This window comes from Lactiplantibacillus sp. B652, from assembly GCF_023806745.1.
Lineage (GTDB): Bacteria > Bacillota > Bacilli > Lactobacillales > Lactobacillaceae > Lactiplantibacillus > Lactiplantibacillus pentosus.
In genome coordinates, this window is the sequence record NZ_JAMSKY010000014.1 from 1 (window position 1) to 23,044 (window position 23,044).

General features: G+C 47.5%; 17 protein-coding genes, 1 pseudogene, 1 riboswitch and 1 other annotated feature. Of the genes and pseudogenes, 6 read left to right on the top strand and 12 right to left on the bottom strand.

Annotation, left to right across the window (positions count from 1 at the left end; genetic code table 11):
- Nucleotides 1-284: 284 nt before the first annotated feature.
- From MZO40_RS14120 to MZO40_RS14140, 5 genes are all read right to left on the bottom strand, one after another.
- Nucleotides 285-800, bottom strand: a complete 516-nt coding sequence (locus tag MZO40_RS14120) for an ECF transporter S component (protein WP_088770855.1) — start codon at nucleotides 798-800, stop codon at nucleotides 285-287.
- A gap of 138 nt (nucleotides 801-938) precedes the next feature.
- Nucleotides 939-2,195 (bottom strand): tyrosine--tRNA ligase, encoded by a 1,257-nt coding sequence (gene tyrS, locus MZO40_RS14125; RefSeq protein WP_088770854.1) that lies wholly within the window; start codon nucleotides 2,193-2,195, stop codon nucleotides 939-941.
- Between the two features lie 57 nt (nucleotides 2,196-2,252).
- Nucleotides 2,253-2,447 (bottom strand) — a binding site (T-box leader).
- 352 nt (nucleotides 2,448-2,799) lie between these two features.
- On the bottom strand, nucleotides 2,800-3,468 hold the full coding sequence (locus MZO40_RS14130) for a hypothetical protein (protein ID WP_101873007.1): 669 nt from the start codon (nucleotides 3,466-3,468) through the stop codon (nucleotides 2,800-2,802).
- 97 nt (nucleotides 3,469-3,565) lie between these two features.
- Nucleotides 3,566-4,831 (bottom strand): GH25 family lysozyme, encoded by a 1,266-nt coding sequence (locus MZO40_RS14135; protein ID WP_105961635.1) that lies wholly within the window; start codon nucleotides 4,829-4,831, stop codon nucleotides 3,566-3,568.
- 533 nt (nucleotides 4,832-5,364) lie between these two features.
- Nucleotides 5,365-6,138 (bottom strand): C39 family peptidase, encoded by a 774-nt coding sequence (locus tag MZO40_RS14140; protein WP_050340336.1) that lies wholly within the window; start codon nucleotides 6,136-6,138, stop codon nucleotides 5,365-5,367.
- A 466-nt stretch (nucleotides 6,139-6,604) separates the two neighbouring features.
- Between MZO40_RS14140 and MZO40_RS14145 the strand changes: the two genes are divergently transcribed.
- Nucleotides 6,605-7,108, top strand: coding sequence for a YueI family protein (locus MZO40_RS14145; protein ID WP_050340335.1), 504 nt, complete (start codon nucleotides 6,605-6,607; stop codon nucleotides 7,106-7,108).
- A gap of 940 nt (nucleotides 7,109-8,048) precedes the next feature.
- Here MZO40_RS14145 and MZO40_RS14150 read toward each other — a convergent pair.
- The 3 genes from MZO40_RS14150 to MZO40_RS14160 form a co-directional block, all read right to left on the bottom strand.
- A complete protein-coding gene (locus MZO40_RS14150; RefSeq protein ID WP_050340334.1) occupies nucleotides 8,049-8,729 on the bottom strand; it encodes a DUF554 domain-containing protein in 681 nt (226 codons plus the stop codon).
- A gap of 305 nt (nucleotides 8,730-9,034) precedes the next feature.
- The gene (locus tag MZO40_RS14155; RefSeq protein ID WP_050340341.1) at nucleotides 9,035-10,333 is read right to left on the bottom strand and encodes a cation:dicarboxylate symporter family transporter; all 1,299 of its coding nucleotides are present in this window, start codon (nucleotides 10,331-10,333) and stop codon (nucleotides 9,035-9,037) included.
- 565 nt (nucleotides 10,334-10,898) lie between these two features.
- Nucleotides 10,899-11,402 (bottom strand): DUF1440 domain-containing protein, encoded by a 504-nt coding sequence (locus tag MZO40_RS14160; RefSeq protein ID WP_050340333.1) that lies wholly within the window; start codon nucleotides 11,400-11,402, stop codon nucleotides 10,899-10,901.
- A gap of 171 nt (nucleotides 11,403-11,573) precedes the next feature.
- Between MZO40_RS14160 and MZO40_RS14165 the strand changes: the two genes are divergently transcribed.
- Both MZO40_RS14165 and MZO40_RS14170 read left to right on the top strand, forming a co-directional pair.
- Nucleotides 11,574-12,641 (top strand): ABC transporter permease, encoded by a 1,068-nt coding sequence (locus tag MZO40_RS14165; RefSeq protein WP_101873004.1) that lies wholly within the window; start codon nucleotides 11,574-11,576, stop codon nucleotides 12,639-12,641.
- Nucleotides 12,642-12,656: 15 nt separating this feature from the next.
- Complete coding sequence (locus MZO40_RS14170; RefSeq protein WP_105961633.1) at nucleotides 12,657-13,334, top strand: ABC transporter ATP-binding protein; 678 nt, start codon at nucleotides 12,657-12,659, stop codon at nucleotides 13,332-13,334.
- A gap of 1,386 nt (nucleotides 13,335-14,720) precedes the next feature.
- On the opposite strand, the gene MZO40_RS14175 is transcribed toward MZO40_RS14170, so the two are convergent.
- The gene (locus MZO40_RS14175; protein WP_050340330.1) at nucleotides 14,721-15,272 is read right to left on the bottom strand and encodes an ECF transporter S component; all 552 of its coding nucleotides are present in this window, start codon (nucleotides 15,270-15,272) and stop codon (nucleotides 14,721-14,723) included.
- Nucleotides 15,260-16,249 (bottom strand): nucleoside hydrolase, encoded by a 990-nt coding sequence (locus MZO40_RS14180; RefSeq protein ID WP_101873002.1) that lies wholly within the window; start codon nucleotides 16,247-16,249, stop codon nucleotides 15,260-15,262. The genes MZO40_RS14175 and MZO40_RS14180 overlap by 13 nt, the downstream gene beginning before the upstream one ends.
- Before the next feature lie 20 nt (nucleotides 16,250-16,269).
- Nucleotides 16,270-16,314, bottom strand: a riboswitch (PreQ1 riboswitch).
- Nucleotides 16,315-16,569: 255 nt separating this feature from the next.
- Between MZO40_RS14180 and MZO40_RS14185 the strand changes: the two genes are divergently transcribed.
- The gene (locus MZO40_RS14185; protein ID WP_065674846.1) at nucleotides 16,570-17,109 is read left to right on the top strand and encodes a dihydrofolate reductase family protein; all 540 of its coding nucleotides are present in this window, start codon (nucleotides 16,570-16,572) and stop codon (nucleotides 17,107-17,109) included.
- 99 nt (nucleotides 17,110-17,208) lie between these two features.
- Here MZO40_RS14185 and MZO40_RS14190 read toward each other — a convergent pair whose 3' ends face one another.
- Nucleotides 17,209-18,375 carry a cation:proton antiporter gene (locus MZO40_RS14190; RefSeq protein WP_088770848.1) on the bottom strand — a complete coding sequence of 389 codons (1,167 nt, stop codon included), beginning with the start codon at nucleotides 18,373-18,375 and terminating at the stop codon, nucleotides 17,209-17,211.
- A gap of 202 nt (nucleotides 18,376-18,577) precedes the next feature.
- Here MZO40_RS14190 and MZO40_RS14195 point away from each other — a divergent pair, with 202 nt between their 5' ends.
- On the top strand, nucleotides 18,578-19,255 hold the full coding sequence (locus tag MZO40_RS14195; protein ID WP_021337755.1) for a YitT family protein: 678 nt from the start codon (nucleotides 18,578-18,580) through the stop codon (nucleotides 19,253-19,255).
- A gap of 68 nt (nucleotides 19,256-19,323) precedes the next feature.
- Nucleotides 19,324-20,250 carry an AEC family transporter gene (locus MZO40_RS14200; protein WP_105961632.1) on the top strand — a complete coding sequence of 309 codons (927 nt, stop codon included), beginning with the start codon at nucleotides 19,324-19,326 and terminating at the stop codon, nucleotides 20,248-20,250.
- Between the two features lie 165 nt (nucleotides 20,251-20,415).
- Here the strand turns inward: MZO40_RS14200 and MZO40_RS14205 are convergent.
- A pseudogene (locus MZO40_RS14205) lies at nucleotides 20,416-21,817 on the bottom strand (aspartate ammonia-lyase).
- Nucleotides 21,818-23,044: the final 1,227 nt, after the last annotated feature.

Sequence of the window (23,044 nt, forward strand, 5' to 3'; positions counted from 1 at the left end):
CGACAACAGAAACTATCTTACCAATTACCGAAGAAGTTGTCAACAACTAATTTCAATAATTATTTGGTGGTGATTAGCGCCTGCCGTAGCAGCAACGTTTACTAATATACCAACTGGCATTGAAACTGTCAACAATAAATCGAATCTTTTTTCAAAAAGTTGAAAATATCGCCTAACAAACGCCCCCACTTTCAATAATAGACCGCATCAAAAAAGTGTCGTCACCACCGATATGATGGGAACGACACTTCACGATTGCTCATTCAGACGAGCTATCCTTAAATCTACATTTTTAACCGTGCTTTGACGAATGGACTGATTCCAGCAACGATTGGGAATGCTAAGACCGCACCAGCAGCCCCCTGAATCAAATTAGTTGGGACGCCGACTAGGCCAGTTGCTAACGTATATAGTAGTGAATCGGTAATAAAGTAACCGAGTACCATCACCACTGCCCCAGTTGCCAAAGCAGCAATCTGGCGACCACGTGATTTGCCTGCACCTAAGTAACCAGCTAACCAGCCTTCTAAGCCATGCGCAATCAATGAGAAAAACATATATTGCGGATAACCTAATAAGAGGTCCAGTAATAGCCCACTGGCGCCACCAACAATGACGCCGCCACGACGCCCAAAGATCAATGCTGCAATAAAGATGCCCGCATCGCACAAATTAATATAGCCGTGCGTCATCGGAATCGGAATATGAAAGAAAATTGAAATAACGACGTTGAGGGCGATCAACATTCCTAGTGTTGCGACCGTCCGCGTATTGAATTTAGTCTCTACCAAATGACTCATCCTCCCAAATTATTATGCCTATACTTCGACTCCCCGCCAATCACAGATTAGACTTATAATTAGTGTACACCAATTGCAACTTACGATAATAAGAAAAAGACCAGGCCCAACTAGGTCTGGTCAGTCAACTAACTTAAATTACTTAACACGCGCCAAGAAATAACGCTTTTTCCCGCGACGAACAATCACAAACTTACCATTAAAGGCAGCCGATGGATCGATTTCGGCATCCACATCCGTCACTTTTTCACCGTTAATCCGAATTGCGCCATTCTTCACGTCTTCACGAGCTTGCCGGCGTGATGGTTCGAACTTTGTTGCGTCCACTAACCACAAGATGATGTTTTGCTTTTCAGCCGTCACATCCGCAGAAGGCACACCTTTGAAACCTTGTTCGATTTCGTCAGCGGTCAAGTTCTGAACGTCACCCGTAAATAAAGCTTTGGTGATGTTTTCAGCTTCAACGACCGCTTCCTTGCCATGGACGAATTCCGTGACTTCTTCTGCTAAGCGACGTTGGGCTTCCCGCTTTTCAGGTGCAGTCTTAACGGTCTCAGCTAAACGGTCGATTTCTTCATGGCTCAAGAATGTGAAGTACTTAAGATACTTGACCACATCTCGGTCGTCCTGATTGATCCAGAATTGGTAGAACTCGTATGGAGAGGTCCGTTCAGGGTTCAACCAGACAGCACCACCCGCGGTTTTACCAAACTTGGTCCCGTCAGCCTTCAATAGTAACGGAATCGTCAGTCCATAAGCCTTCGCGTCGTTACCTTCCAAACGATGAATCAAATCAGTTCCGGCAGTAATATTGCCCCACTGGTCAGCACCCCCAATTTGTAATTGGACGTGTTCTGCACGGTATAGGTGCAAGAAGTCGATTGATTGCAAGATTTGGTACGTAAATTCCGTGTATGAAATCCCGACTTCCAACCGACTCGCCACGACTTCCTTGTTCAGCATGGTGTTCACACTGAACAACTTCCCGTAATCACGTAAAAAGTCTAATAATGAAATCTTCGATAACCAATCATAGTTATTGACGATCGAAAAGTTTTCATCGGAACCGAACAGCTTATGCATCTGTGCGTTCAAGCCATCCTGATTATGCTTAACTTGGTCCATCGTCTGTAATTTACGTTCCGAATTTTTACCTGATGGGTCCCCGATAGCACCAGTCCCACCACCAACGACGACGTATGGGTGATGTCCAGCTAACTGGAATCGTTTTAAAATCATGAACGGAATCAAGTGCCCGATGTGCATACTATCACCAGTCGGGTCGATCCCACAGTATAACGAAACGGATTGGTTCTCAGTGAGTTCCTTCAAACCAGCTTCATCAGTCTGTTGGTTAATGGCGCCGCGCCATTTTAAATCATCAATAATATTCATGCTGTTCCTCCTTAGTCGTTGTCCCGGATAAAAAGAAAAAACTCGTCCCTGTCTAAAAACAGGGACGAGTTTTCCGCGTTACCACCCAAGTTATCACCAAATGTGATCGCTCATTGATTCGTAACGGAAATCATCCGGCCAATGGCAGTTCACGTTATGTAATTCATCCTCGACCACAGCTCGGTTCACACCAACCACCGAGTCGCTTAACTGTTGGGTCGACGACTACTAATTAACGATCACTACTTTTTAATTATTACCTGTCATCATAAGCCCTCGCTTGCCAAATGTCAATCACGTTTTGTCAGGTCCGTTCATTCAAGGCTTAACTGAACAGCACGGCTGTAATTAGATGCCAAACTAACAAAACATCACCACGATCCAGCAAGTCAGCAACACTTATCACCAGTATCCCCACAACGGCATCGTCACAACTCAATTTGAACAGACATTATTTCGTATCTTAATCGCTCGGCATTGCCTGACATGCTCGTCGGTCGGCATCAAAATCTTTAGTTCAGCCACTTTGGCTCGTTTTAGACCATCAAAAAACATCAGCTCGTCATCGTTCCCATCCCATGACTGACTGATGTCCATAATTGATTTAGTTGGTTTTAGCTTGTGCGGCAATCTTGATGACCGTGTTGGCCTGTTGTCCTTGAACCTTGGAAACTTGGGCCCCATTTTGCCATTCCACGGAATTAGCTTGCCCATTTTGAGCAGTGTCGTAAACCGTGACCGAACCACTGGTGACGTTTTTCGCCGTTAAGTCTTGCTTCTGTAATTGCGTGTTGACTTGGTTGGCAAACTTAGTCGGGTTCGTTGCAACGTCTTGGGTGTTCGCAATCGTTGTAACGGACCAACTACCCGTATTCCAGTGAACATAGACTTTGCCCATGGTGCCTTGAACCGTAGCTGAAGTGCCCGAGCTTAGCTTGACACTGTCACCCTGCGTATCAGCGACGGCACTGACTTGCTTGCTAGCATCGCTCGAGTTGTTATAGTCAGTTTGACGATAAGTGGCCGTGGTCGAACTCGTGCCGGCCTTGGTGTACTTCACGCTATAATTGCCTTTCGTCCCACTGGCAGCCGTCGCCTTCACCGTTTGATCGGTGCCTTTGACCGTCGTTGGTGCGGCAGTTTGGCTAACTGACGTGACTGTATCTGATGCCGCGTGCAACACATTCGTAACTGAAGGGGCTGCGAACAAGCCGACGACTAATATCCCAGTCGCGCTTGCAATGCCCAATTGAATCTTACGTTTAAAGTTCATACAAAAATACCCTCCTGATTTATCCAACAATTTAAATCTTGACTACTGTTCCACCTAATCTCAGTTCCACGGCCCAGTCAGCTACTTGAAGCAGCATTCAACGACGAGTGTTCCGCATCGGTTTATGTACAGCATGGTTCTGCTTGACAACTCGATGTTGACGATTGGTCCGAGCGCTGCTTGAACGCTTGGCACGGCTAACTCGCTTCAAGCTTACAGTGTGCCGCCGATTTTTAGACTTCGACCTTGAGCGACTTAAACGGGGCGCCCGTTTCGACTTAGCAACGCGGTGCACCCGTTTGGACTTAGTCACAGTTTTACGTTTAGCGACCGGCATCGTCTTATGACGAACCGGCGCCACCGATTTCACCACCGGCTTGGTAGTGGCGCTTTTTACCAATGGCTTCACTGAGTGCTGACTCGTTCGTGACTTGGTCGACCGCTGTTTTGATAACGACTTCAGACTGGTTCCTTTGGTCTGATGCAACCGTTTGATTGCACGTGTCGCCCGTACCACTGGCTTGACCCGCTGCTTGGCTGGCGTTGATTTAGTTGGCGATGACTGATTGCGCGTCGACGTAACTGCCAACTTAATCACGGGATGGCTTGGCCTTGTCGCCGGCCGTGGGTGATACACCGCAACCGCGGGCGTGGTGGCTCGCTGACTGGAAACGTGGTGCACAACTGCTTTAGTGGTTCCCAGCCACCATGAAACGGGGTGAACGCCTGTCATCACGCGACTGTTATCAACTGGTGCCGCTAATCCGGCCAGATGGTAACGGTCGGTATATTGCCACAACGCTGCCGGAACAATCGGTGGATTCCGCGTGATTGCGCCAATCCACTGCGCATCGAAACGCTGCCGCGCTTGATTGGCATACGTTAATGCAAAGGACGCGTACGAGTAAAAAATCAGTTTTTTCTTCGTCAACGACCGCATCTCGTGATACCAAGCGGCAACCGCCGCATTGGTCGATCCCGAACGGACCGTGTCGACCTCAAAATCCAACGCATAAAAACGGGCGGCTTTATTCGAACGCGCATAGAAGGCCTGGGCCTCACGCCGCGCACTCGCTGCATCCGTGAATTGCGAGAAATCATACTCACCAAATGGAATACCATAACGCACATACAGCGCCGTATTATTGACAGCGTCCCGATCCACGTAACCAATCCCATATTGGCGACGATTGATGACAAACAACACTTGCCCCTTCATCGCCTGAACCTGACTGGGCGTCAAACGGCCCTGCCACTCTGAGATATCAACGACGGCTTGCCCCTGCGCTTTTGCAGTGAGTCCCCCACTGAGACTAATTGCAACAGCAACAACAACGACCCAACCTAACTTGCTAATTTTCATGATGCGGCCCCTCTCCCCATGTCTGAATCCGCAATAAAACAATGAAAGTCGTCAACGGCCCACTTCCCCAAGTTCGGTCATTAACCTGCTAGCAACAGTTTATTATAATCAATATTAACATTCTTATCCTACCCAATCATAGGCCAATTTTAACGGAAAAGGACGTCAATTCGGTTTCATTTAAGTTACAGCTTGTTAACAACCGACCGCCCCTATATGGTTAATAATATGAACAAGTCTGGAAACCCGGAGATGCTTGTTACAATCAGGTTACAGCCGCCTATTTCCGTCACATGTCATTGACAATCAGCACCGATTTTGCCTGATTTGTAGTTATGTTTAGCCGCCAATTAATTGTCACTTTTATCCGCTAAGCTGGTGTTGATTTTGGTCCTTAACTTACCGCTTCGTTTGCACGGTGACCGACCATTAAATTCCGTAGTCCCCACCCAATTTTGTCAGGATACCCAAAAAGGCCGCCCCAAGAATTAACACTTCATTCTTGAGACGACCTTAACTGGTCAATGATTATTTTAATGTGGCAAGGTTAACACGATGGCTTGCTTACCCATCTGATTATATGCCGCTTCGAAATTCTTCCAACTGACCGCTTGTTGCTTATGGCCGTATGGATTGTTGATATAAATCACTTTCTTAGCGCGATTGAACCCGACGATCACAACGCTGTGCATATCATATGTAACCTTCACGGACCCTTGTGGCGTTTGCCAAGTCTGCATCGTGCTGACGGGCGCAAATGACGCCGTTGTAATCGTCCAAACTGGGCGACCCAATTCTAATTGCTTCAGAACCGTGCTAAAGCTGGACCCCGTTAAGTCCTTAACGTGACTGGTCTCGGTCTTCGCCAATTGATAGATTGGTTTGTGATAAACACCCAAACCTGGCTGATTACCGGTGATATCACCAACAAAGCCATAATTCGGATTCCCATGTTCCCCATCTGAATAAGTGAGTGGTACACTCGTAATCTTCGCCGCTAACTGATTCTTAGTCACGTTGATATGCGCGTAATTCATCAACATCGTCAGTGATGTGACCTCACAACCATTATATAAACGTGGTGTTGTCATCTGATTGACCAACGGCACATTCAATTTAACTTGATTGACCGTTTTCGGTTCCGATTGTGAACTAGATTCGGCTGCTTGGTTCGCTTGCCGATTCGTGAATGATGCGTCGATCCAGTCGGAAACCTGTGTACTAGTGAATCCAATGACCCCCAAAAGCACCATGGCAATTATGAGTAGCGTCCAATTACGGCGCCGCTTACGTAAATGTCTTGGCATCTGTTACCATCCGTTTCTCTAATTAATTTAATAAGCTCAGCTTACAAACAAGCTATGTAAGTATCATACCATGAAGTATTTCAGAAAACAGCTTTAATAACCGAAAGTTTTTCACGTGGCTATCTTGCCAACGGGGCAGGCTCGGTTAAGATAATATGGTCGTCAGTCATCGAAACCGCGTGGTGGTTCTTGTTAATTGCTGTCAACGCGACCCGATTACCTAGATTCCCGGAAAATTAGAAAAGAACGCAACTACTACTGAAAATTTACATAAACCCGTACTACTTCCAGCGGTTTCAACTGGACTGTCTCTAAATTTTAGCCCTGGCGCGTTTTAGTCATGGTTTATAACAATCGTTGTGAAATTTTAATCAAAGTTACTATTGATTAAAGCGCTTTCTTCATTACAATAGTAGTAAAAGCTAATTAATCATTTTGTTAATGACTGCGAAAGGATTTGACCGAAATGACACGCACTGATGACCAAATCGACAAACATTTACAATCCGCTCTGTTTGGGACCCCCGTCTTGCATCCTGATGAACAACACCGCAACCTCGGCACGTTTCATGAACGCATCGACCTCGGCATCACGTTCACACAGGCGCTGATGCGGGACTATTCTGCCGAACTGCAAACTGAGATGGACGCCCACCCCGACTACCAGTTGTTACTACACGGTCTCCTCGATGAGGACATATTGAATCGGTATATCAAACTCGCCAATCAACAACAAATCCGATTCGCGATTCGCAACGATTTAATGTACCAGCATACCCCGACTAGCCTTGCCGTGGCCCTGGTCGCCAATGACGCCATCAATCCGGCGACAATCGATATTGACGAGCGATTTCCGTTGCCACCCTTGAGCACGACCACCCCGCTGTCCCATGACCTTTTGCTGGACCATATCCATCAACACCTTGAACGCAACCGGCAACTGTTTAACGGCCGGCACCATTTAATTTGAGCGCAGTTGAAAAGTTTCAAAACACCATCCCAACTAAACAACGCACCCCTTGAGCGGTTCAATCAACAACCGCTCAAGGGGTGCGTTGTGCGCTGGCGACAAGTCACGTTACCCATACGCCAAATCATGAAAATACGTATTGTGCTAGTTATTTGTCATGATTCATGGTTAATACGTGCCAAATTGGCGTCCTGTTCGTCAGCCAATGGACGTCTTAGTCCGACTTCCGGGGCCGGCTGACAATTGCTGGAACGTGAGCCGACATCGATTTGAACTCACGCAGAAGACCACTGCGCAATTTTAAATACGAGTCTTATTCTAAGCCGGAAGCAGCCCACTTCCAGCTAAGAATAATTTGGCTACTGAGCATTGTCCGCCGCCCCCTCCAGTCGGGAAGCCGTTCGAATGGCGGATGAACGGCCACCTATCTGGGTGCAATTGACCACTAAATATTAGGAGACAGGTCCTTTGAGCAACCTTTTTTAATCGATATTGATGCTGCTTTATGGCATTTTGGTACTGACAAGATTACTGAATATGATTCGCCGGATATTAGTCTCGAATTTTGTCGATAGAATTACTTCCGTTTAGAATTAACGACATTGCTATCTCAAACGACTAGAGAAAATTCTGACAAGTTCAGTCAAGCTGCTTGTCAGAAGCCTTAAAGCTTAGGTAAAAAAGTTAACTATTGTTAGAACCAGTCCGACAGTTCAATATCAAAATTCCCCTGTACCAAGGAACCAACGATCAATCCATCAAAAATTGAGTCCACAATATTCGCCTTTCGAATACCTGGAAGCCGGTGTAGGACGAACAACACGACAGCTTTACGCTAACTCGCTTTGTTTCCAGCGGTTCTTAGCTGGCAGCACTTGAACCCCAAAAATAGCATGATTTAACCATCTTTAAAGCTAAAGAAAAACTAATGCAACATGTTTTAGAATATCAATTGCATTACACTAATCACAAGCGGTGGAATCAACAACGATGGCAACAAGTTGAGTGTACTAAACTGCTTGATTTTCAGCAGGCCAAGACCGGATGCTAAGATCAGAATCCCACCAACAATCGTGATTTCGTTGAGTATTACCGTACTCAGTGCGCCTTTTAACAGCAACGCCAGCACATAAATACTGCCTTGCCAACAAAATAACACCACGGCGGCCAATGCAATGCCAAAGCCAAAGGTCGACGCTAAAACGATCGACGTGATCCCATCCAGCATCCCATTGGTGAACAAAAAGGTGTAGTCGTGCTTCAAAGCAGCTTCGATGGGGCCTAAAATCGACAATGAACCAATGCAATACAACAAGATGGCCGTGGCCAGTCCTTCAGCTAAATTGCCACCAGCCAGCCGGCCCACCAACCGGTCAAAGCGGCCCTGAATATCTAGTGCTTGCCCAATCAGGCCACCAACTGCCAGGCTGACGATGAATAGCACCGGATACTTGCTTTGCGGCATCCGCTGAACAACCGCATTGATTCCAATCACACAAGCCGCTAATCCCAGCCCCTGAATCAAAATATCGTGATAGGCTGGTTTGATCCCTTTTTTAAAGAAATAGCCAACGATACATCCGGCCAAAATCATGCCAGTATTGAAAAACGTCCCAATCATGTCCTCACTCCTCCGTATCTCAATTATTATCCTCATTTATTTTTTCATAATTGCTAACAAAATTAAATCCAATCTGACAACCAGTAACACTCAATAATTGACCAATATGCGACCAATTAGACGGTCAAACTATTGGCTTGCATGGTGCCGTTGAGCTGATTAGGCTGCAGATCACAATAATCATCGCACTTAAGGTAACCACCGTATTTAAGGGAATCCAGATATTAAATGGCACGACAACGCCCAGTTCACCAGGCAATTGTCGTGCCATTTGAAATTACTGAATCAATCGGTCGCAATCGCCCTTATTTGGCTGTTGTCCGCGCCCGACCAGCTCGAATTTCTGCCAAATAGTGCTCACTTTGCGCACTGTCAAACTCGTTCTCGGACTTTCCGATGATGACCGCGGCCAATGAATTCCCGACCACGTTCACAACCGTCCGCCCCATATCAACAAGTCGGTCGATCCCGGCGATGAAGGCCAGTCCTTGCACGGGAACGCCAATCGTTGAAATCGTCGCCAGCAAAACCACGAACGAAGCGCCGGGCACCCCGGCGATCCCTTTGGACGTAATCATCAAAACGACCAGTAACGTAATTTGTTGACTCAGTGACAGGTGAATACCGTACGCTTGTGCCAAGAAAAGCGCCGCCAATGATTGGTAAATCGCCGAACCATCCAAGTTGAAGGTATAACCCGTTGGAATCACGAACGAGACGATGCCTTCACTAACGCCGTACTTACCCATTTTATCAATAATCCGTGGTAAGGCTGCTTCAGAACTCGCCGTTGAGAAACCGAGTACCATTTCATCGCGAATCACGCGTAATAAATGCCAGATGTTTAACCCGAACAATTTACCGACGATACCCATCACGACCACAATAAAGAGCGCCATCGTGATATAGGCCAGAATGATGAAATAACCCAGTGGTGCCAAGGCTTTTAATCCCATCTCTGCCACTGTGACGCCAATCAACGCACAGACCCCGATTGGCGCCGTGTGCATGACCCAATTAGTGACCTTGAACATCGCTTCTGCCACGGCATTCATGAAGTCCAAAATGATTTTGCCCTGTTCGCCGATCGCCGCGGTTCCTAAACCGAAGAAGACCGCAAAGAAAATGACCGGAATCATGTCACCAGCTGAAAGTGACTTGAACACGTTTGTCGGGATAATGCCCATCACTGTGGACCAGATGCCGTTGTGCGAGACGGTCTTGGCCGTCTGCACATACTGACTGATGCTCGAAGCGTGCAACTGGTGGATATCAATGTAATCGCCGGGATGGAAGACGTTACCCATCAATAACCCTAACGCGATTGCAATCGTGGTCATAACTTCAAAGTAAATAATCGTCTTTCCACCGATTCGACCAAGCTTCTTCAAATCGCCCATGTTCGCGATCCCCGTTATCAGACAGGCCACCACGATTGGTAGCACGATCATCTGGATCAGACTAATAAACATGGTCCCGATATTCTGCATCGCGGTGATGGCCGTCTTATTGCCATAAAAAACGACGCCCAAAATAATACCTAATACGAGTCCAATCAATATTTGCCAGCCCAAACTTAATCGAAACTGACGGTACCGCTTCATCTTTCCCTGCTTAGCCAAGCTATTCCGCCCCATTCTCATTTAGTGGATATTTAATTAATCTTTGACACACAATATTAATATTTTAGCACACCTAATCACAATATGAGAATTAAATTAAAAATTCCCGAAATTTTGTCATGGACGCCTGTCAGCTTGGTAGTTAGTATCCGCCTGGCACCTCATAATTCACCGGTCTGGCGGCTAAAGTGTCATTGGGATTGAGGCAAAAGCCGAACATTATTGATTACTCGAAATCCGAAGCAAGCACACTCCGGTAGTCTGCCGGTTTCAGAAGTTGTCACCCACCTGACCAGCATGCACCATCGACCGCATACTCAGCCGCAGTTCCCCTGACCGACAAGCATAAGCAGTCTGCCTAATCGTTTTTTATGACAGCCGGCCACTCCCTCAGACCAATCTTTTTGGACAATCGACCTCCCACAAATCAAAAAAATTAGCTTGAATCATCACCATCATCAGTGCCAATTCAAGCTAAAGCTTTCGTATTTTAAGTTAACGTTCAGTCACCACGCACGAAACGTCCTGACCTGGTTTGGCAGTGTCGCTATTTTGAGCGCGTCATCCGGTCGTAGACTGCTTCACTGACCCAGTCAGCTGTCCACATCCATAACACATGGCCGATACCTTCTGAGACGTGTTCCGCCATCGGTTGATCCTTGGCAGCCGGGACCGTTCCCAATGCTGGCAATAGGATATGATGGAAGGCCGTCCAGACGCCTAAGCCATAGAGGGCACTACTGCCACCCTTGGCTTGTGGATGCTTGCGAGCCCAGATGCTGTAAGCGACCGCAAAAGTCGTTGAAAAACCAAAGTGCATCACATAGCTGACGCCCGGTAGTTGTTGTCCCGAATAGGTATACGTCGCATGCGTTAAACTGGCAGGGACGCCGATTTGTTGCAATAATTGTTGTGGGGGATTGGTTTGGTCCCGTTCAGGCGTGCGTGGCGGTAACACATTCTCCCACCCTAACTTAACTAGACCAGAGATAATGCCACCAGTAACTCCTGCAATCACGGCGGCCCGGTGGTTAAACTGCTTCTTGACCATTAATAATTACCTGCCTCTCTATTCAATAAGTTAATCATACCAGCCTTTGGAACCATTTCGAAATGATTTATCTTCTGTTTTGAATAAAAAGTTTGCTTTTTAGGGAATCAGCGTGCTAAGATAAAACCATTCATTTATCACTCGATAAACGAAATTAAGGGAGGAATCGCAATGTATTTAGGATTAAAAGAAATGGGGCACGAAAAGCTGCGCTATGGCTTACTCAGTGGCGTTTTGTTACTGATTGCCCTCGTCGTCTTCATGCTGGCGGGACTGGCAAATGGCCTTTCCAACGGTAACCGTCAAGCGGTCGACCAGTGGCATGCTCAGACCGTGTACTTGAATAAAGACGCGAACCAGACCCTCTCTGCGTCCCAGCTTAAGTTGGCGGATCAAAAGCACCTGACCGGCGATGATATCGCGCCACTAGCCAGTTTGTCCGGAACACTTCGGACCACCAACAACCGACTCAAGACAACTGCCAGTGCCTTTGGAACGACCCGCGACAGTTTCCTGATGCCTAAGGTCCTGACCGGTCATAAAATCAATGGTAAAAACCAACTACTGATTTCTGCCGCACTCAAGGATAAGGGCTACCACCTCGGGCAAAAAGTCCGCATTGGGACGACCGACCATTACGTCACAATCGTAGGAACCTTTAAAGCCAGCACTTACAGTATTGCACCAACCGTTTATACCGATGTTGCGACGCTGAACCGGCTCAAAGGCAATCCCGTGATGAGTGGTGACCAACAACCCGTCAATGCGTTCGTCACCAAGAAGAGTCACTTCAAGAACTCAAAACACGGCGACATGCAACGACTGAGCATCGCGACCTTCATTGAAAAACTGCCTGGTTACAGTGCAGAACAACTGACGCTCAACACGATGATCTACTTCTTGTTCGTAATCGCCTTGGCCGTCATCGGGATTTTCATGTTCGTTTTGACCTTGCAAAAACAAGCCTTGTTCGGTGTCTTAAAGGTCCAAGGTATCGGAACCAAGCACATTTTAGCCGCCTTACTCACGCAAAGCGTTGCGATGGCCATCATTGGTATCGGGATTGGCTTATTGATAACGGTTGGTCTCGCCCAAATCATGCCGGCTGGTTTACCGTTCGCCATTGATTGGCCACAATTCGGTATCTACAGCATCGCGCTACTCTTAGCGGCCGTGGTCGGCGCCCTGCTTTCATGGCGGACCGTTGCTAAAATCGACCCAGTCGTCGCCATTGGATAAGGAGGAATCGTTAACATGACACAACCAGTCTTAGCTTTAAAAAATATCAATAAACAATTCGGTCACGGTCATACGGCAGTCAACGCCCTGACTGACGCCAATTTCGAAGTCAGTGCCGGTCAATTTGTGGCCATCATTGGGCCATCCGGTTCTGGTAAATCGACCTTCTTAACGATTGCGGCCGGCTTACAAACGCCAACTAGCGGGCAAGTCGTTTTAAACGGCCAACCATTGACCAATCAGACCGAGAAACAACGACTCGCCTACCGGTTTAACGAAATTGGCTTTATTCTGCAAAGCTCCAACCTGATTCCGTTTCTCACCGTCTGTGAGCAGTTCAAATTAGTCGACAAAATGGCGAAACGGAAGTTCAACCAATCAGGTACGGATGAATTACTAGCTGAATTAGCCTTAACTGAGGTCCGCAATGCTTACCCGAGTGACCTCTCCGGTGGTGAACGTCAACGGGTCGCCATCGCCCGCGCACTCTACAACGACCCCAGCGTTATCCTCGCCGACGAACCCACTGCAAGCTTGGATACCCCGCGTTCAATCGACGTGGTCAAACGCCTCGCCACTGAAGCCCACCAACACAACAAGGCAATCGTCATGGTGACCCATGACCAACGTCTCATTGACGACTGCGATGTGGTGTATCAGATTGAAGACGGTAAAATGAGCCGGCGCGATTAGTTACCTCGCGCTTCTGAAAACTCGCTGTACACTATGAACACCACATCCGATACTAAACGACGTCTCAATCTGAGGCGTCGTTTTTTATATTACGGCATTCCACAATACGAGTATGACCGTTTTTTCCTGCCGTCGTAGTCTCAGTTCATAACAAGTATGTGAGTTGTGCTGATTAATCTGTCATAAATCATGTCATTTTTTAAGTTCAGAGGCTGCCAGCTGAGGCCCGCTGGAAACAGTTGCGAGTTACCGTAAACTTGCTGTGGTGAATGCTTCCTACCCCGGCTTACAGGCATTCTGGGCAATGGCCGGAACGTGGTGGACGCAGATTTAAGCCGACAACCCACGTCTTAAATACTGGTCTTTCACTAACCAAGCAAAGAACGCTTGCTAAGTGAAATTTCACCACTTGGCCTTGCCCAGAATGCCTTCCAGCCGGGACAATATTCGAAAGGCAGACATTTGCGGACCGAACTTTCAATGAACTGTTCGTTGATTCCTGGTAGACAGTGATTTTGACATTCAACGGTCAGACTAGTTTCTAATGATAGCTATGCTTTCTTGCTGGTGCCATCAGACGAGCGACTTTACTGAAGTTGTTAGAATTTTCTCTGGTCGCTTGACGTAGCAAAATCTTGAATTCTAAACGTGATTGCTGAAAGGCTAAATTACTGATTTGTCGTTCACCGCTCCAAAGCAAAATCAGGCTTCAAAATGGAAGTTTATTTCCACTTTGAGGTCTGATTTTGTTTTTGGGGGGATTTCTCCACAGTGATTTGATAATTCGGCAGTTTTTTCAGCAATCTCTTCTAAACATAGGTAATTCTATCAACTGAATTCAAGACCAGTTGCCATTCAAATAATATTCAGGTGGTCTTCTCAATAATTAAACGCTATAAGTCAGTATCAATACTAGTTAAACGTTTCTCTCAAGGACCAGTCTCTCATACTCAATGCTCAATTGTTCCAAGGTAGGCGGTCGTTCATCTTCCATTCGAGCGGGTTCCCGACTGGAGGGGCTGGCTGACAATGCTCAAGGGCGAAATTCTTCTTGTCCGGGCGGGTTTCCCGGGCTAGAAGAAGACTCGTATTTGAAATTGCGCAGTGATCTTCTGCGTGAGTTCAAATCGATGTCCGCCCTGTTCCAGCGTTGTCAGCCAGCCCCGGAGGTCGGAATAGGACGCATCTCTGGCTGACGAACAGTAAGCCAACTAACGGACCAATTTTAATCATATTTAATCCCAATTGATAACAGTCACGCTTTCAATGATGTCGGCACAGATTCCTCACTCGTGATATTACCGTGCAAAAAAGCCAGCTCAAGTGAGGTCACCCGAACTGGCTGAATATCATTTTTAGCGATTAATATTTTTATATCAAACGGCTCTAATTAGCTTGTGGTAATTTGTAGCGTAAGGCGCGATACACCAGCGCGACCACGTATACCGTAATAAAACGGTCGAGGTAATCAGTACCCACCTGAATCAAGAACACTGCCAGTGGTTTTGCCATTCCAGTCCCTAATAACAGTTGGACTAGCATGCTAGAACCTGATGACGTGATGCCTTGGAACAATATCACGGTGATTGCCGTCGACAACAGTGTGCCGGGTAACGAGATGACCGCCGCTAACCACCAGTTGGACCGCCATGTTCCAGGTTTGACCCGCCGGTAGAGCAAACCAGCGACTAGCCCCGTCACCAATTGAACTGGCATGAAAAATAGTGAGTATAAATCAGTTGTGGCACCGACGATCACACCCGTCGCACCACCAGCCAGCATCCCACCGAGGGGCCCAAAGACCGCCGCAGCGAGGACCGTGCCAATCGAATCAAGGTAAATCGGTAATTTTAGCATCAGCGCAATGTTACTCCCGACGAAGTTCAAAGCGATGCACAGCGCTAGTAAGGTAATCGTCCGCGTCTTTATTTTTCGCATGGCGTCACCAATTGGTTCAGGACTTGGGTCAAATCAGGCTCGGTCGCCCCGAATACAGTCGTCAAGAATAGCCGCCAGAACGCTGGGACATCAACATCCGTCATAATTTCACTATTAGCCGGCGTGTGCCAGAAGTCATGGTCATCGACAATCGACTGACCGCGGGCAACCCCCGTCGTCGCCACCGTCGTATAACTTTCGAAGCCCGCTAAAATGGCCGGGTCAATCATCGCAGCCACGGCCAACGGATCATTGATGACACAGCCAATCACCCGTTCGTACTGCCAATGGAAATCAAAATAGAACTTGGTGATTTTTTCGACAAAGGATCCTAGCTCAGGATTGATGTCTTTAATATACGTCAACAAACTCGGCGTTAAGACGATTTTTCGCGTGACATCTAAGCCGACCATTTGAATCGGGACCGGCATTAAATCAAAGACGACTTTGGCCGCATCCGGATCACACCAGAAATTATATTCTGCCACTGGTGAACAATTGCCATGACTGCGATAACTGCCGCCCATCAAGGTAAACTGTTCGACTTGTTCAAATAGTTGCGGGTCACGCTGTAGTACCGTGGCAATATTGGTCAGTGGTCCCAATGCCAGAATTGACGTGGTCGGTGCTTCGGTCAGTGTATCCACAATAAAGGAAACGGCATCCTGAATCGGCCGAACCGCTGTGACTTCCGGAATCTGGCTATTCCCGAGGCCATCATCACCGTGCGTGTCTTGTGCACTGGTGTACGGCACTTCCAGTGGACGGTTGGCGCCTAAGTAGACCGGAATATCCAATCGATCTGCCAAATCTAAAATTTTGAGGGCATTTTCTGCCCCGATGTGGGTGGGCACGTTCCCACAAACGATCGTAATCCCAATCACATTAAGTGCCGGTGATTTTAATGCCAGTAATAAAGCTAAACTGTCATCGATTCCGGGATCGCAATCAATAATAACGTTACGGGTTGCATTCATTCTCCTACCTCCGATTACTGAAGTTCTTGGTTTTTTATTCTGGGCAGTTTACGAACCAGACCAGCAGATTGCAACCAATCATACTGAATTGTATGAAATGCTAGTCCAATTATAGCGGAGACGACCGTAATTGAAAACCACCAAAACGGTACTGTTAACGACATTCAAGTGGTTAGAACGTTTCGCCGGTGCTTGCGCCATTTTCCACGCCACCCATTCGTCCATTAATTATGTAACTGAACTTTTACCGGAGTTCAGTAAGTGTAGCGCTGGAAAACATGGTACAATGTGACTACTAAAGATAAAGTAGGTGTCGAATCATGCGTAAAGTTCAGTTTTATGGGGCCATTTCAATTGACGGTTACCTTGCGACTAAAGATAATCGTCTCGACTGGTTATTCCAGACGCCCGGCGCTAACGATGCCCCTACCGAAGCGTTCATGCAGCAAGTTGATACGGCCATTATGGGTCGCCATACTTACGAGTACACGATGGAACAAACGACCGATCAGCTCATCAATCCTTACAATCCAGCGACTCGCAACATTGTGATGACGAGCCAGCCGCAACCAGGTGACGAGCGCACGCAATTCACCAACAGCCCGGTTGCAGACATTGTTCAAGACCTCCGACTAGCGCCCGGTCGTAACATCTGGATCGTTGGTGGCGCCGGCGTCTTAATGCCACTACTCGCCGCGGACCTGATTGACGACCTCTACATTCAAATCGCACCGATCATCCTCGGCACTGGCATTCCACTGTTCACTGCCGTGGCGCATCAGCAACGCTTTGAACTGGTCGCAACCAACCACTATGACCAACTCGCTGAAGTCCATTTTCAACGACTGCCAACTGAATAGCATGCAAAAGACCGATTTGGCAATCATCGCCAAACCGGTCTTTTCTTCAAATCCATTTGTATCAATTAACGGCTAATCGGGTAACGACTGACCACAGACTCAAGCTGCGGCCTGCCGTTTCACTGCCCCACGCAGGAGTAACGGGGCAATCAAGGTTGTCAGAATAATTGCCGTGATAACTGCCGAATACCGGTCAGCTGACAACAATTTCCCTTGATACCCAATCTGCGCAATAATCAGCGCCATTTCACCCCGCGAGACCATCCCGGCCCCGATTTCATACCCACTCAACCAGTTGAAGCCGGCTAAACGTGCACCAATTCCGGCCCCGAGTAATTTCGTGATGATTGCCGCAATCGTAATCACGACAATGAACCAGAAATCGCTCAAGAAGCCTTTAAATGACATGTTCAAGCCGATGCTGACGAAGAAGACGGGGATGAAGACCGCATTCCCAATCGGCTGGATATGGTCATCAATGACCTCGTGATAATCGGTCTGACCAACTGCAATACCAGCGAAAAATGCCCCAATCACGGCACTCAGGCCAATCATATCGGCTAAATAAGAGAGGCCAAAACAAATCACCAGCGACATCAGCGTAATCGACGTCGGCACTAATAGTGCATTCCCGACCGCCATCAAGTGTGGCACGACCCATTTGACCACGAAGAACAAGGCAATGAAGAACGCCAGCTGAATCGCTAACGACAACCCCAGATTCGTCGAGGCGTGACTCCCTCCACCGCTGACTTCACTACCGAATAGGCTAATCATCAGACTTAAAATCAGCACGGCCAGTACGTCATCCACGACGGCCGCACCCAAAATCGTGGTGCCTTCCTTACCATCGAGTGCGCCAAGTTCTTTCAACACGGCCACAGAAATGGAAACCGACGTCGCCGCAAAGGTCACGCCCAAAAACAAACTTTCAGTAGCATTCAAATGAAACATCTGACTGCACCAATCAATGACGCCGACGGGCAAAATCACACCCAGCACGGCGACTAACAGACTGGGACGCCAATATTTTTTTAATAACTGTAAATTACTTTCCAACCCGGCCATGAACATCAAGATGATAACGCCCAGTTCGGCGAAGTCCTTGATGAAACTCGTGGCTGAGACCCAGCCGAGCACAGCGGGACCCAAGACGATACCACTCAACAACTGACCAATCACGGCCGGTAAGCCCATGCGGACACTCAAATGGCCAGCGACCGCGGTCACGATTAAAATTAATGCTAAACTACCAACGTAATCCATTAAATCCTCCTAATTCCAAAAAAAGACACGTCAAGAAGCGACTACCCAACCCAAAAGTAGTCCGCATTCTTGAAGTGTCCTTCAACCGTAAAAACTATTCGTGGAACTAGTATAGCATATTTTCATGAGTCTGGCCGTGACAACTGCTCGTGAAAGCGGTTATAATAAGTTTACATTCTGTTAATCGAAAGGTCGCTTCGTCGTGTTGAATATTCCAGATTTTCGTCAACGTTTTGGTTTCTTAATTTTTTCCATCTTACTTAATTCTGCCGCTAATGCTCTGACGATTTCAACTAGTCTCGGGAGTGCGGTCTGGACTGGCTCCAGCGTTAACCTCTCCGACTGGACGCATATCTCACTCGGAACGACACTCCTCTTATACGGCGTGGTCGTCACCATCCTCAATCAACTGTTATTGGGGCATTTTGACCGGCGCCGCTTTATTTCTAATCTCCTATACATCGTGCCGTTTAGCTACCTCGTGCAGTTTATCGGCTATTTCTGGGATTGGCTGAGAATTCCGGCACTCCCACTGATTCCGCGCCTGATTCTCAACGTCTTAGGCTTGTTAGGGGTGGCCGCGGCCGTGTCCATTTATCAACGGTGTAATTTAATTCAACATCCCAACGATGACTTATCGTACATTTTACGGTTCCGGTTCCTCCACGGCTCAGCCATCATCGCGCAATGGACCAGTTATCTGCCACCTCTCGCGATCATCGTCATCTCATTTTTCGCCACTGGACACCTGCGTGCGATCGGGTTCGGTACCGCCTTTGCCTTAATTGCCCAAGGCGCCATCATGGGCTGGTCGGATCACCACGTCTTTCCACGCCTCAAGCACCACGTCGACGTTGCTCAGGCCCATCACTCCGCTTAAACGCGTATTGACAAACGCCCGCGCCAACCCCAATAATGGGACTATTCTAATTTATTGGGGTCATGCACATGAATCTTACGCAACTTACGAGTCAAATTGTTTTGATGTTCATTCTGATGTTGGTCGGACTACTGGTGAATAAGCTCGGCTTTATGCATGCCCAGACTTCGACTGACTTAACGAACATTCTATTGTACATCGTTTCACCCTGCCTGATTATTCAGGCGTTTGAGCAATCGTTCTCGGCGGATCGATTGCAGTTACTGGCACGCGTGATTGTCGGTATTATCATCATTTACATTATTATGATTATTGTGACTCAGCTATTATTCAAACCAGTGGCGGATCCAAATTTGCGGCGAATTATGCGCTACGGTTCGGTTTATTCGAACGCTGGCTTTATGGGCATTCCACTGACCAGCTCACTATTCGGTGCGACCGGTGTCTTCTTCGCGGTCGCATCGCTGGCAGCCTTTAATATTTTCAGTTGGACGCACGGCATTAGCCTGTTTACTGGCCGACAAGGGAACCGCCGTGAAAACTTCAAGCAAATCGTGTTGAATCCCAATATCATTGCCATCGTGGTCGGTTTAATTCTGTTCGTGACGTCATTTCGGTTACCAACCATCGCGAATAGTGCGATTAAATACGTGAGCTCGGTCAACACGCCACTATCGATGATCGTCATCGGTAATAGCCTGGCGGATGTCAAACTAAATCGCGCCACACTTGATAAGCGCCTCTGGTGGGTGCTGTTGCTTCGTAATTTACTGTTCCCGTACCTAGCGATCGTCGTCCTGCAGCTGATGGAAATCACTGGTGTGCCGCTGTACACGACCGTGTTGATGGCCGCCTGTCCAGTTGCCGGCATCGTCGTCTTATTTTCGCTGAAAGTCCACGGCAACCCCGGTCCCGCGGTCGCACTCATGAGTATTTCAACGATTCTAAGCGTCGTCACGATTCCAATCGTCTTTGCACTTGTGAACTTACATTAGCGCTAGCAACAAGCTAGGCCTAGCGGGTACATGGCATTCAAACCAGCGCTACTACCCAAATAAATCTAAAATAGACGTATCAGAATTATTGAAAATCCTGACACGTCTATTTTTTGACAATCGATTGCCTTGCGCTGATTCATATCACCTAGTTAATCCTCAGCGTTATTTTGCGGCCACGTTTAACGGTGGTGTCTGAGCCATCCGGGGCTGCATTAGTCCGGTTGGTGAGAATAATTGGTCAGTGAGGGCTTCTGGTAATAATTCGCGCTGGCGTAATAATGCCGGGATAGCTTGATGGGCAGCCAATGCTTCCTTGATCAGGGTCGTCGTCATTTCATAACCTAGATACGGTGCTAGGACCGTTGCGGTGATTGCGGAGTGTGCGACTTGGTCTGCACACCGTTCCCGATTGACCGTCAATTGCCGAACACAGTGATCGACCAGCGTTTCAATAGCGTGTTGTAAATGGGCTTCGCTGGCCAACAAGACGCGTAACATGATTGGTTCAAAGGCATTGAGTTCCAGTTGCCCCGCCTCCGCCGCCATAGTGACCGTTGTATCGTTGCCCATCACTTCAAACGCGACTTGGTTGACCACTTCTGGAATAACCGGGTTGATTTTTCCAGGCATGATTGAGGAACCAGCTTGTTGAGCAGGTAAATTCAACTCACCAAATCCGGCTTGGGGACCACTCGCCAACAATCGTAAGTCATTGCTGAATTTCGATAGGTCGACAGCTAGGGTCTTCATCGCGGCCGAAAAGGCGACAAACAAATCACAATTTTGCGTCGCGTCGATCAAATCATCCGCAGCGACCAAAGTTAACCCCGTATTCCGTTGTAGCTGTTGCAGAATCTGCTGCTGATAGGTCGCAGTGGCGTTGATGCCAGTCCCAATTGCCGTCCCACCTAAATTGACCAACTGTAACTGTTCCCCCGCCTGCCGAATCCGGCTCAAATCGCGTTTGAACAACTGGTAATAGGCATGAAAGGTCCGTCCATAGGTGGTAGGAACCGCATCTTCAAGCTGGGTTCGCCCAACTTTGATGGCGTCCTGATAACGCTGAGACTTGACTAACAGCGTCTGGACCAGTCGACTGAGGGCCGTCAATAAACCTGGCAATTGAATTTGAAGCGCCATTTTACCAGCCGTTGGAAACGTGTCATTAGTCGATTGTGATTGGTTGACGTCATCGTTGGGATGCACGGTCACCGCTGGCACTAATTGGTGCGCCAGATTAGCAACGACTTCATTGACGTTCATGTTCGCCGAAGTGCCGGCGCCACCTTGAATCGCTGGGACAATGAAGTTATCCGCGTAACGTCCGAGCAGCAACTGATTGCATGCCGCAATAATGGCTTGCGCCTTAGCACTCGTTAAGGTTCCAGCAGCCGCATTGACACTGGCAGCGGCCTTCTTGATTTGAACGAGGCTTTGAATAATCAGCGGATGCATCAATTCCGTAGAAATCGGAAAATTATGGACCGCACGCAAGGTATGAATCCCATATAGGGCATCGTCTGGAAACCGCTAACTCACCAATACAATCTGCTTCAATTCGCATAGCAAAACCCTCTTATTTAGATTTCATGTAACATCTTCTAACATGAATAACTAGAGTTTAGACCATTTTTATTGAAATACAATCCTTTTAATCGAGTTGTGTGTAAACTAAAGTTCAACCTCGATTCAGATTAAGATACATCGGATTCATCATCGTCAGACTTCACATTGATTAGTCGTCATCCGCAAGCAACGACTATACCAATTATTAAGTTATTACACAAACGTTAATAATCTGCGAGTAATCTGTAACCGTTCGTTTATAAATACTTGTCCTCTAATGCGTTGTGCTAGTTATGATTTAGCTTTAAAGATGGTTAAATCATGACAATTTCTAAGTTCAAGTGCTGCCAGCTGAGACCCGCTGGAAACAAAGCGAGTTAGCGTAAAGCTGTCGTGTTGTTCGTCCTACACCGGCTTCCAGGTATTTCTGACAACGCTGGAACGCGATGGACACAGATTTAAGCCGACAACCCACGTCTTAAATACTGGTCTTTCACGTTAGCTGCAATGTGGATGAAACGTGTTCGGGTCAGACTGGGACTTCCGGTTAGCTAAGCTTCCTAACCCATGTTTTAACTTTTCGAATCGCGGTTTCACTGAATTTGTCAGAACTTTCTCTAGTCGTTGGAGATAGCAAAGTCTCGAATTCCAAACGACGGCAATTTAATCAACTCATTTCAAGGCCACTGTCCGTTGAATCTTGCGAATAAAATTCAACTGATTTTTTCAGTGATTAAGTGTGATAAAGCATTATTGACTCCGATTAAAAGTTTGTTTGAAGGACCAGTCACTTAATACTCAGTGGTCAATTGTACCCAGATAGGTGGTCGTTCATCCGCCATTCGAACGGCTTCCCGACTGGAGGGGCTGGCTGACAATGCTCAAGGGCGAAATTCTTCTTGTCCGGGTGAATTTCCCGGGCTAGAAGAAGACTCGTATTTGAAATTACTCAGTGTTTTTCTGCGTGAGTTCAAATCGATGTCCGCCCTGTTCCAGCGTTGTCAGCCAGCTCCGGAGGTCGGACTAAGACGCGCATCGGCTGACGAACAGGACGCCAACTTGTCATGATTTAGCCATGAATCATGACAAATTAACTAGCACAATGCGTGTCCTCTAGTAATTTTTCAAGCCGAATATAGGTCAATCCAAAAGAAGCTGCTTCCACCAAATAAGAAGACTAATCTGACTCAAATCGAAGACGTCTGAAAATAGTCCACTATGCCGC